Source organism: Ruegeria sp. C2 (genome assembly GCF_056537765.1).
The window spans coordinates 1-12,023 of the sequence record NZ_JBQFRZ010000009.1; the positions used below are offsets into that span (position 1 = coordinate 1).

Sequence of the window (12,023 nt, forward strand, 5' to 3'; positions counted from 1 at the left end):
TGATCGGATTGCTGATGGCAATCGGTCTGATCATGGATGACAGCATCGTCATAGCGGACAATATCGCGAAATGGCGCCAGAAGCTGGGGCCTAAAGAAGCTGCAATCAAGGGCGCTACGGAAGTTATGCCAGGTGTACTGTCATCCTTTCTGACCACTGCGTGCGTGTTTGGCCCGTTGATGTTTCTTTCAGGTGAAACCGGAAAAGTGCTTCAGGTGATCCCGATCGTGTTACTGCTGACGATGATCACCAGCCTGATTGAGGCATTTCTGATCCTTCCTCATCATATGGCTCATACACGTGCCGATGCGGTTAAAAATGCCCGGCGTTTTGTACCACGCTTGTTGGATCGCTCGCGCGATGGGTTCTTCATTCCAGTCGCTTCGGCTCTGCTACGATGGCGGTACGCGACGTTGGGATCGGTCTTTGCGATCCTAATCCTGAGCATCGGAATGCTGGCATCCGGGCTAGTTAAAGTTGTCGGCTTTCCAGAGACCGAAGGTGACACAATTGAGGCGCGTATCGCCTTGGCTTCTGGCTTACCCATCGAGCGCACTCAGAATGCTGTGGCGCAACTGATTTCGGGTCTGCAGCGAGTAGACACGGAGCTGACGCCTGGAACCGAAGAGGCTCAGCCTCTAGTCGAGCGTATTCTGGTTCAGTATTCGGTCAATCAGGACGTCAAAGACAATGGTGCCTATACGGCTACTGTTACCGCAGATCTGCTTGAAAGCGATTTGCGCAACGTCGCTGCAAATGACGTACTGGCCCTTTGGAAACAAGCTACGGGACCTCTGCCGGATCTGGTTCAAAGCAATTTCACGCAGATCGCGGCTGGCCCCGGTGGAGACGATCTGGACGTGGAACTCGCCTCACACGATCTTGAGAATTTGGAGGCTGCGACCAATGAGCTACTTAAAAGGCTGATCGCTCGAGATGACGTGACCGAAGCCTATCAGGATTTTTCGAAGGGCCGATCTGAGATTCGACTTTCGCTGACGGAGTTCGGCTATGTCACCGGATTGACCCCACAGGGCGTAAGTGCGCAACTACGGGCTGCGTTTTCGGGAACTGAGACAGATAGCTTCCGCCAACAGTTTTCAGATGTCGCAATCCGCGTTGAGCTTGGCGACTCAGTACCAACACTTGCCGATCTAGAGCAGTTTCCAATTACAATCCCAACCGGTGAGCAAGTGGCACTGTCGGGCGTTGCCAACATTGAACTTACTCAAGCCTACGCGCAGATCACCAGAAAGAACGGGCAAGCCATTTCCCGAATTATTGGAAAGATCGACCGCCGAGCGACTACTTCAACCGCTGTCTCGGCCCTCGTCACAGACCAAATCGGGCCTGATTTGCAACAATCGTACCCCGAAGTCTCGATAGGTATCGGGGGTGCCACGGAGGAGCAGCAGAAGACGCAGGCCTCGATTTCTACTGCGCTGCTGACGGGCCTTGTCGGAGTCTATCTGATCCTCGCCTTTCAGTTCCACAGCTACACCCTGCCGTTCATGATTATGCTCAGCATTCCTTTTGCGTTAATCGGGACCATTTTTGGGCATTTTGCTCTCGGTATCGACATTTCAATGCCGAGCTTCATCGGCTTTGCTTCGTTAGCGGGTATCGTAGTGAATAATGCTATCTTGTTCCTGACGTTTTTTGAATCAGAGATCGAGGATGGCGATTATCTGAACGCAGCAATTGACGCGGTTCGCCATAGGTTCCGTCCCGTGGTTTTGTCCTTTGCAACAACCTTCGCCGGTTTAATGCCTATGCTCTTTGAAACCAGCCCACAGGCTCAGGTCCTTGTCCCATTGGTGGCGGCGGTAGCTTTTGGTCTGCTGGCCTCAACACTGCTCGTGATCTTCGTCTTCCCAACTGTGATTGGGATCTATTTCGACTTTGTCGATGTCAGAAAGTGGCGTGCAAATCGGCAGGGCCACAAGAATAACAGTTCAACACTGGAGCCTGCCTAACGTTTCAATGGCCGAGAACCGGAATGCTGAGTAACTTTCTATTCAATTATATTGGCCTGTTTCGAGCCTTGGCTATGGCGTTAACAGATGGACGGTCGCTGCACTTGCTCGCAATGTCCGCGTCACTGGTCTTTGTCAGTACTTGCTTTTACGTACTCGTCGAGGGTTGGAGCATTTTGAATGCGATGTATTTTTCAGTCATCACCATGTCGACTGTCGGCTACGGTGATATTGCGCCCATCACCGCAGCGGGAAAGGTCTTTACGATGATCTTCACCGTTGCTGGCATTGGAATTTTCGTAGCTACGATCACAACCATCGCCACCATCTTTGTTGCGAATTTCAAGGTGCGAAAGTGACTAGTGACAGGCTGAACCCCAAAGCAGCCGTTCATGCTTTCCGCAGCATTCAAAGGAACGAGATATACGGGCGCGCCATGCAACCGTTACCTAGCCTTGTTGATATTCAAAGCTATTCCAGAGGCCACTGACGATGGGTCCAATCGAGTATTTTTCAGCCTTTGCCTTCATTGGTTCAATTATTGTCTTAGCGCTTGTCAGCTATTTCTTGGCGCGTTTGGCTTTTCGCAACAGGATTGTGAAGGAGGAAACACGTGAGTTGGCAGTCTCTGTCCTGTTTCGGATTGGAGCCTTGCATGGATTGGTTCTGGCGCTTGTATTTGCGCAGGACCTGGCGGGAGTACGCAATGTTACGCAAGCTGCGGCGCGAGAAGCTTCACTGGTTAGCGACATCTACCATGACGCCGAACGTTACGGGCATGTCGAAACACATGCGTTGCGGCAGAGCTTTGCTCGATATGCCTTGATCGTCACGGAAGAAGAATGGCCACAACTCGCCAGTAAAAAAGAGCTTTCAGAACTGGCATGGCAACATTGGGAGGCAGGATATGCCCTGTTGCTGCGGATGACCCCTGAAACTTCCGAACAAAGCCGTTTACACCAATTCATGCTTGAAGATGTGCGAGAGATATCTGAATTGCGGGAACGGCGCGAGAACGCAGCGCGTGGTGCATCAAGGGCGTTGTTCAGTATGGCTGCTCTTGTGGGTATTGTTCTGATATCAGCGGCCTTTTTTACATGGCCCGCGACGGCATTGAATTTAACACTGGTCTCCATGTTTGCAGCTTATTCTGGGCTGATCCTGTTCATGACCGTTTCTTTTTCCAATCCGTTTGAAGCGCCGGGGAGGGCTCCAACATCTGGTTTTGAGCGGTTCTTGACTATTGAAGTACGAGAGATGGCAGCGACCGATTTTGATCAGGCAAACAGCGATTAGTGTCGCGGTTTGAGAGCATCTGGGCTGGAAATCGGAGAATTCAGCCGGAACCAAAAAAGGCCAATGCCTTAGACGAATACCTTGAATTTCACTTGTGCAGGCAAAGGAATCTTCTTGGCTAGGATTGCAATGATTGCCACGATCCTGGACAGAAATTTCAAACTTCAAGGGTAGGGCTTTCACTATGCTGGCCGGAATGATTAGGGCACCCATCCAGCCTGTCGCATCTGAGCAATCAGCTTCTCTGCATCTTGCGGATTTTGAAACAGGCGGAGCATGAGTTCTTCGATCCGGCTATCTGGCCAAGCTTCATTGTATTCCTTAACTAGTTTTTGCGCCTCTCGTGTTCTACCCGTCGCCTGTAGAGCAGCGATCAGATGCGCGGTATTGATCTCACTGACCGGACCACCCGATGCGGCAGCTTCCATCAGGTGTTTTGCGGCCTCGTTGTAGTTTCCAGTGTAGAAACTCGCATTGCCAAGTACGTTTCGCCAAGGAAAACGCGATCCTCGCCGGTTCAGGTGCAAACCCGGGTCTGAGTTGGCGATAGCCCTTTCAAAGTCACCTGAAAAAAAAGCGATGATCGCGTCGATTTCAAGTGTGATCAGGTCATCCGGGTCCAATGAAACTGCGCGCTTGGACAAGCGGTTTGCGTCATCGAAATCCCTCTCGAACATCAAAAGGAATGCCATGGCAGATTGGCTCCAGCCTTCTGCGGGAGCTAATCGCGATGCTTCCTCGGCGTATTGTCGCGCCTGCTCGAACATCTGATCGCGGTCTGGCCCATCTGGGGCTAGTCCACCAAACATAGCTGCGGCTTGCGCAGCTCCGGCATATCCACCGAAATAATCGGGGTTTAACTCGATGGCTTTTTCAAAAAGCGTTAGCGCAGCAAGCAGGCGCGTCGGCTGCGTTGCCGGAAATAACAAGCCGCGCGCTTCCTCGGCGAGATTGCGCGCTTGAAGTGCAGTGGGAGACTCCTCAAACAGGGCCGCTCGTTCTGCGTTTTGACGAGAGTCAGACTGGGAGTTCTTCGGCACCTTGTTTGGGTCATTCACCGAAATCCACAAAGTGATCGCAGCAATAGCCAACAATCCAAACGCACCGGCACCAATAAAGTACAGTCTAACATAGCTCTTTTTTGGTTTAGTCTCGTTTTCTTGGCTCTGTGCAACTTCAAACTGAGGCGTATAGCCACCCTTGGCGACTTGAATTCGTAGCGGATCTTTTGCCCCTTCGTCTGAATAGTACACTTCCAGTCTCCGTCGCAGACGACCCGCGTCGACTCGCACTACATTTGCAGTAGAAATGTCCTTCTGAGACTTCCGGCCATAAACGTCCTGAGCAATGTTTTTTCCACGTATTTTGTCGCCGCGCCCCGCAATACTTTCCTGAACAATGTACCTCAGAAACTCTTTGAGGCGGTCAGCTCCGGCGAAGGCTTTACTCGACACGACACGGTCCAAGGCACCCACGACTGCGTCGCTGTCCAAAACGATCTTACTTTGACCTTGCATTCCGAATCCCAAAGCCATGAATAACAACATAATATCATGAAGTTACGGGTTCAGTGTAACCGTAACATACCATATAAAACTATACCTAATTTTCTCATTCAAATATTCAATCCTTGTCCGCTAGTTCCCGGAGGCCTGCTGTGGAAATCGAAGAATTGTGGAGTGCTGGGTTAGAAGAGTGCTTCGAGAATGGGTTTGAACACGTTTGCGCGCTCTATCAGCGGGATGAAGTTTTTGCTGAGATGTGCCGCGACTTTGTCGAAATTCACAAACTGAGCAATCTAGACCACACCACAGATGTACATGTGCTTGAGTGCTTGATTGGGCTCAGACAAGAAATCCAATCCCACTTCCAGAGCGTACAATCATCGATCACTCCAAACCATCCGTAGAGAACTGGCAAAGTCAATCAGAGGAAATGTAAGAGTATGAAACTAACCTGGTTAGCAATTGCTCCTATTGCCTTGGCAGCGCAGCCGCTGCTGGCACAGGAAGCGCCGATCAATCATGACGCTGAGTATTATATCCTGCAATCGCAGCGCAGCACTCAGTGGGCTGAGGATGACGCTGCCGTTGATGATGCGCTGGCAGGCTTTCGCGAAGCGAACGGCGGCAAAGCGCCAAATATCATCAGTGTTCTGATTGATGACTTGGGTTTCGGCGATATGGGCATCCCGGAATTGAACGCGCTGCGCGGATATGAAACGCCAAACATAAACGATTTCTCGGACGAGGCTATGCGCCTGGTGCGCATGTACACCGAGCCATCTTGCACGCCAACCCGTGTTGCACAAATGACTGGCCGTTTGCCGGTCCGTATGGGAATGGGCGACACTGCGGTTGATATCGCGGGCTTTGGCCTACCGGGTGATGAAGTCATCCTGCCGGAAGTTCTGAAACAGGCCGGGTATGCAACCAGTCACGTTGGCAAGTGGCACATGGGTGACATTGCTGAGAGCTGGGCCATGAACCAGGGCTTTGACTATGCCCAGATGGCGGTACACCAGCAGGGTCAGCTCACGATTTTCAATGACGACGCCATCAAAGAGGGCGTGTCGGTCGCGAATAATGACTACTTGCCCACTTACACCTTGGACGCATTCTTTCGACCTGACGCATCGCACATGATGACCGTTATCGAAGGCGAAGCTGGAGGCCCGATCCGTGAGATTCGGATGGAAGAAGGCGAGCGATGGAATGCCGCGAAATATGGTGAAATGAACCAGGCGTTTCAGGACAAAATGATGGAAGAGCTGTCCCGCCTTGCTGGAGGAGAAGAGCCGTTCTTCCTGCAATACTGGCCGATGCTGCCGCTCGACAACACGCGAACTGGTCGGGAGGGGCCGCAGTCGCCGAATGGGGGCCTTTATGCGGACAAGATGCAGTTGGTCGACCGTTGGCTGGGCGACATGTTTGATGAAATGGAGAAGCTGGGCATCGCTGACAACACCATCGTTGTGGTGATGGGCGACAACGGTCATTTCACCAAGTATTCGCCGCAATCCGGCTATACCCCGATGATTTTCCGTGGCGGCAAATCGGATACGACCGAAGGGGGTGTGCGTACAGATGCCTTTATCCGCTGGCCTGGAATGATCGAGGCGGACAGCATGCTGAACAGCATCATCCATGTGTCTGACATCTATACGACGCTGGCACGCTTCGCCGGGGCTGATGAGTATATCCCGCGTGACCGGCTTGTAGATGGTGTGGACCAGACAGCGTCAATCCTGTTCGACGATGAGCAAAAGGGACGCCGTGACCATGTCATCATCTATTCCGATGATAAGCCAAAGGCCATTGTAAAGGATCAGCTGAAGCTGAAGCTGCCGCCTCCAGGCGAGAACCCGATCGTGGCGAAATTCTACAACCTGTACCACGATACACGCGAGGAATACTCGGTTTCGACAGAAGTCGGCGCATGGGGTGGCCAGGAATTCGTGCGTATTCTAGCTCGGCACAAAGCGCGCAAAGAGAACTATCCGGACACACCACCCGCTTTTGGAATGCCCTACGAAGGTATAGAGAACATTCGGCCAGAAACACAGGCCGCAGTTGATGCCTTTATCGTCCGCAAGGACTCTCCCAATCAATGACAGAACTCCGGCGGCCCTGATCTTGGGCCGCCGGGCATCTAGTTGCCACACGAAGATGGAGAAGTTGTTTGAAACAGCTCATTAGCACTACCGCGTTGACCGCGATCATGACTTGTGTCGCAGGGCCATCCTTTGCTGATCAAAATAATTGGGACTTCCGCGCGTTTATCTATCTCTGGGCGCCTGAATTGGGTGGTACCACGGTCACCGGCGAAAGCATGACCGTGAGTTTCTCAGACTTACTTGATAACCTTGATTTCGGTTTGATGGGCGCACTGGAAGCAAACAACGGGCCGATTTCAGTATTAGGCGATTTTCAGTACCTCGATGTAAGCGCAGATCAAGACAGTGCTGTAGGACCGGGCATCCCGGCCAGCGCAGATGCGGACGTTACAGGTTTCGTATTCACCGGCTCCGTCGGGTATGACTTCAGACATACGCAGGATGGTCAGTTGGTCGGTTTTGGTGGCTTCCGCTACCTCGACATGGACACGACGGCGAACCTGGCTGTTGGTAACGGTTCACAGCGCGTTTCCGGGTCAATCTCCAACACTGATGCCATCGTAGGCGTGCGAGGCGTCTTCCCAATAGCAGATCGTTGGGCCTTTTCATTTATTACCGACGTTGGCGGGGGTGATAGCGATCTGACCTGGCAGGCAGGTATCACGTTTGACTACCAGATCAACAATTGGAACCTGAGTTTTGGGTACCGCCATCTCGACTGGAATATCGGGAACTCAGACGTTGTGAGTGATCTCTCATTCTCCGGGCCCATAGTCGGCGCGAAGCTCTCGTTCTAATGCCGCGAAAGAAGCAACGACAACCGACTCCCAACTAAGGAAACCCGTGTGAATGGCCTTCCTATTGCCGACGGAGTTGATTGGATGATGAATACCTGATGAGGCACATTAAATGCTGATTGTTTTGGCACTGTATTTCGGGCTCGCCTGGCTCGTGTTCTCAAAACTCCGCCTGTTACCGTGGAACGCTGTCTCTAAGACTGTCATCTATGGTGGCAGTATTCTCATCGCGTTGGTTGTCATCGGGGCATTGAATCATACGACACCCACAGGAACGGCATCCGTTCAAGGCGCGGTGATCAATATAGCGCCCAACGTTTCTGGCCCGGTGACGGAAGTGGCTGTGAAGCCCAATCAACCGGTGGCAAAGGGCGATGTGCTTTTTCGGATCGACAACACCGAATACTCCGCAGAAGTGGCTCGGCTTGAAGCCGCTCTTTCTTCTGCGCAGGCTGAAGCGGACCAGTTGGGCCATGACCTGACAGCCGCCGAAGCTGATATTGCATCACTTGAAGCCCAGCTAACCTTTGGCATTGCGCGGCGCGATGACATCATCCGTCTCGCAGACCGGGGCGCATCGTCAGAGTTCCAGCTGCAGGAGGCCGTTTCCACAATTGAGCAACTTGAGACGAACCTGCGTGCGGCGGCGGCCCGAAAAGCGGGCCTTGAGAGGCGTCTCGCAGCGCAGGTGGACGGCGTCGATGTGGGTGTCGTCGAAGTGGAGAACATGCTGGCTCAGGCACAATGGGTGCTTGAACAGACGGTAATTCGCGCGCCTGCCGATGGTTTGGTGACGGGGCTCTCGCTCAGGCCCGGAAACCGGGTTACGACACTGCAGGGCGCGGTCAATTTTGTGGTTCCGGGAGATCGCGTCCTGATTGCGACCTTGCCGCTGAGCAGCCTTGAGAACGTCTCCGCGGGTGACAAGATCAGGATCGCGATGCGCAGTGCTCCAGGCCAAGAGTTTGAAACAACCATCCGAGACATACCTCCTGCAACAAGTGAAGGAGCACTTGATACAAGGAGCGGCCTCCCCTCGCTCCGTGAATTGGCCGGATCATCGGAATACATCGTGATCGCAGACATTCCGAACGACCTGAGTGACAAGACGACAAAGCTTGGTGCGTCCGGCACCGCCCTAGTGATTACCGAAGAGGCCGGAGCGATCTCCGCGCTGGCAGAAATCCTTTACTGGATCACAAAGAAGCTGAATTACCTATGAACAAAGCGATGCAACAGGTGCATGTCTATGTCGGTATCGAATAGGTCTTGCTGTGCCCCGAGTCCTCAAAAAAATGCGAACGCAGGAATATTCGCGCTGAGAGCCGGTGCCGCAGCACCGATGCTGGACGGGACACTCGAAATCCCTGGCGGCAGCCCAATCGTCGGCACTTCGCATCCGTTGATACCTGACGATGGTGAAGAGACGCGGCGGTCCAAGCCGCTCAAGCCGTTTCGCATTGGTGCGACCACAGTCACCAATGAGCAGTTCAAAAGATTTGTCGATGAAACAGGATACGTCACGGATGCCCAAAGAATTGGATGGTCCTTCGTTTTTTGGCTCGATGTGCCGGATGATACCCCCAACCCTCTTGGTGTCGCAGGTACGGAATGGTGGCGTCGCGTTGAAGGCGCCAACTGGATTGACGTTAACGGTCCCGGCACGTTTGGGACCGCCTGGTTTCCGGATCACCCTGTCGTACAGGTCTCCTGGAACGATGCCCGGGCATACGCAACTTGGGCAGGTGGCCGATTGCCGACCGAGGCGGAGTGGGAACATGCGGCGCGCGGCGGGCTGGGGGATGTGAGATATCCTTGGGGTGAAGAAGACCCGAATGATCGCGATTTCTTTCCCTGCAACATCTGGCAAGGCACTTTCCCGCATCGGAACATTGAGCTGGATGGCTACGCAGCAACTGCACCTGCTTCGTCATTCAAGCCAAACGGCTATGGTCTCTATAATGTCGTTGGGAATGTTTGGGAGTGGACTGCTGATCCATACCGAATTCCCTCTTTGAAGAAAAGCGTCCGCAAGAAGCTCGATCGGATGAAAGGTTTTCGACTGCTGAAGGGCGGATCGTACCTTTGCCACGCGACCTATTGCTGGCGGTATCGAATTGCGGCCCGGTCGGGAAACACGCGGGATAGCACCACCACACATCAGGGCTTCCGCATGGTGTTTGATGTTTGAATGTTCGTCATTTTCCAATCGCGCGACCGGTGCAGTTTTGCCGTGCTGGAGTTCAAGGAAATGACATGCGGACGACGTCTGAATTGGGGGGGTTTCTGTTTGAGGACCCAATGGCAGAAACGGCGTACGTAGCGACCAAGCACGGCTGTCAACGTACCTGGCAAGAAGGCTTTTTAGCGCGGCGCAAGTGATGCACCGGCAAGTCAAGTGGGAGGAAGAAATGCAACTTACAAAAGCAATCACAGCAATCGCGATAGCTGGGTTTGTACATCTGTTACTGGGGCAACCCGTGAATGCTCAGAAGCTGCTGGACAAAGTCACAGAAGGCGTTTCTGGCGTCGCCAAGAAAGTTGGAGATACCGCAGAGGGAGCAAGCGAAGCTGTTGTGGATGCGACCGAAAGCATGACAGCGGCTCAAATTGACAATGGCGTCAATGAGGTTCTTACGCAGCTCTACGCAAGCTCACCTGAGACCAAAGAGCTGTCTGAGAAGGCTGTTGCAGTCTTGGTGTTTCCCAAGATTACCAAGGGTGGGCTGATGGTTGGTGGGCAATATGGCGAGGGAGCTTTGCGGGAAAACGGCAATACGACCGGATACTACAATATTGCGGGCGCATCGTATGGGTTTCAGGCGGGCGTTCAGCAATTCTCTTACGCCATGTTTTTTCTAAATGACACGGCTCTCGAATACCTTAGCAGCAACAATGGTTGGGAAGCAGGTACTGGTCCAACGCTGGTTGGTGGCGACCAAGGTTGGTCGGCATCGATGGGCACAAGTGACCTGAATGGAGACATCGTTCCCATAGTCTTCGGCCAGGAAGGTCTGATGGCAGGCACGAGCCTTCAGGGAACGAAAATCAGCAAGATCGAAAAGTGATCCACTCTGTAGCTACGCAGAGTGCAATACCGTTGTGAACGAGGGGGTCGGACAGGGCCATGTCGATAAAATTTAATCTTCTTTGTGTTGCTTGTCTGGCTGCGTTTGCGACAACCACCCATGCGCAGGACGCTGTTCCCGACCAAGACGGCGGCGTCGAAACCACATCTGAAACAAATGACGCAGCAGTAGACGCGGACTTGCTTACGCAGGCGGAACTGGAAGCGCTTGTCGCACCCGTTGCCCTTTTTCCCGATACCGTCCTGACCCAGTTGTTCATCGCGGCAACGCAGCCCCTCGAAGTGGTGAAAGCGGAACGCCTTCTGGCCGAAAATGAGGGTGCCACCGCAGATGAGCTGACCCCGCTGATCGAGGCGGAAGGATTTGACGAAAGTGTGGAGGTGTTGGCCATTGGCTTTCCCGAGGTCATATCAGGTATGGCCGCCAATATCGATTGGACTGAAACCATGGGGCTGGCGATGCTGGCGCAGACAGAGGACGTCTTGGGCGCAGTACAAACCATGCGTCAGACTGCGATCAATGCCGGCACGCTTGTTTCCGGTGATGAAATGACGGTGACGCAAGATGCAACGGATGCTGTCGTTGTTCAGCCCACTGATCCGGAGGTTGTCTATGTCCCGCAATATGACACCGAAACAGTTTACGTGGAGCAGGAAGACACGACCGGCGACGCACTGCGCAACATCTTATTTGCGGCAGGCACAGTCTATCTCATAAGCGAGATTTTCGATGATGATGATGACCGATATTACTACTGGGGGTGCCGCAACTGCGGAGGATGGAACGGACGCCCGATCATCGGCAACCCGAACACACGTCCGAACATCGACGGGGATGTTAATATCGATATCGACATCGAAAACTCCCGAAACACCGTCTGGCGTCCCGATGATGACCGCAAAAGGGAAGCCCGTCGCGAGATCAACGACACCCGGCGCCTAGCGGATGGCAATCCCTCCACGCTGCCCGCAAAGAACAAGCCGTCCCGTACAGATGAGCTAAGGCGCGACCTGAAGGCCCGCCAGCAGGGCGAAGGTGTTCTGAGCAACGGGCCCGCGCCAAACCCACAACCGCAATTCAGCCAACCCCCTGCCAGCCCACCTGCAAGCGGTAGTTCGCGCCCCGCCCTAGGAGACGCAGGTGGTGGCACTCGTCCCGCTCTGGGAGGCGGAAGCGGAGGCCGTCCCAAACCCGGCAACCGCGCCGGTGGAGGCGACAGGTCTATCAGGCGCTAGTCCAGTAAGATTTG

10 protein-coding genes are annotated in these 12,023 nt (G+C 53.6%); 9 read left to right on the forward strand and 1 reads right to left on the reverse strand.

Annotated features, from left to right (window positions below; genetic code table 11):
- From ACR0IV_RS18765 to ACR0IV_RS18775, 3 genes are all read left to right on the forward strand, one after another.
- The coding region (locus ACR0IV_RS18765; RefSeq protein WP_480734420.1) for an efflux RND transporter permease subunit at window positions 1-1,976 on the forward strand (1,976 nt) is incomplete at its 5' end.
- Window positions 1,977-1,999: 23 nt separating this feature from the next.
- Entirely contained in the window at window positions 2,000-2,335 is a 336-nt protein-coding gene (locus ACR0IV_RS18770; protein WP_170624882.1) for a potassium channel family protein, read from the forward strand.
- A gap of 133 nt (window positions 2,336-2,468) precedes the next feature.
- Window positions 2,469-3,272: a bestrophin-like domain gene (locus tag ACR0IV_RS18775; RefSeq protein ID WP_170624883.1), complete on the forward strand. Its 804-nt coding sequence runs from the start codon at window positions 2,469-2,471 to the stop codon at window positions 3,270-3,272.
- Between the two features lie 200 nt (window positions 3,273-3,472).
- Here ACR0IV_RS18775 and ACR0IV_RS18780 read toward each other — a convergent pair whose 3' ends face one another.
- Window positions 3,473-4,807 (reverse strand): tetratricopeptide repeat protein, encoded by a 1,335-nt coding sequence (locus tag ACR0IV_RS18780; RefSeq protein ID WP_480588544.1) that lies wholly within the window; start codon window positions 4,805-4,807, stop codon window positions 3,473-3,475.
- Window positions 4,808-5,217: 410 nt separating this feature from the next.
- On the opposite strand from ACR0IV_RS18780, the gene ACR0IV_RS18785 reads away from it, so the two are divergent.
- The 6 genes from ACR0IV_RS18785 (at window position 5,218) to ACR0IV_RS18810 (ending at window position 12,009) form a co-directional block, all read left to right on the forward strand.
- A complete protein-coding gene (locus ACR0IV_RS18785) occupies window positions 5,218-6,885 on the forward strand; it encodes a sulfatase-like hydrolase/transferase (protein WP_170624885.1) in 1,668 nt (555 codons plus the stop codon).
- Between the two features lie 68 nt (window positions 6,886-6,953).
- The gene (locus ACR0IV_RS18790) at window positions 6,954-7,685 is read left to right on the forward strand and encodes a hypothetical protein (RefSeq protein WP_170624886.1); all 732 of its coding nucleotides are present in this window, start codon (window positions 6,954-6,956) and stop codon (window positions 7,683-7,685) included.
- 112 nt (window positions 7,686-7,797) lie between these two features.
- Entirely contained in the window at window positions 7,798-8,907 is a 1,110-nt protein-coding gene (locus ACR0IV_RS18795) for an HlyD family secretion protein (RefSeq protein WP_170624887.1), read from the forward strand.
- Between the two features lie 120 nt (window positions 8,908-9,027).
- Window positions 9,028-9,876 (forward strand): formylglycine-generating enzyme family protein, encoded by an 849-nt coding sequence (locus ACR0IV_RS18800; RefSeq protein ID WP_170624888.1) that lies wholly within the window; start codon window positions 9,028-9,030, stop codon window positions 9,874-9,876.
- Window positions 9,877-10,066: 190 nt separating this feature from the next.
- Window positions 10,067-10,753, forward strand: coding sequence for a lipid-binding SYLF domain-containing protein (locus tag ACR0IV_RS18805; RefSeq protein ID WP_480659622.1), 687 nt, complete (start codon window positions 10,067-10,069; stop codon window positions 10,751-10,753).
- 59 nt (window positions 10,754-10,812) lie between these two features.
- Window positions 10,813-12,009, forward strand: coding sequence for a DUF3300 domain-containing protein (locus ACR0IV_RS18810; protein ID WP_170624890.1), 1,197 nt, complete (start codon window positions 10,813-10,815; stop codon window positions 12,007-12,009).
- The last annotated feature ends 14 nt before the right edge of the window (window positions 12,010-12,023 follow it).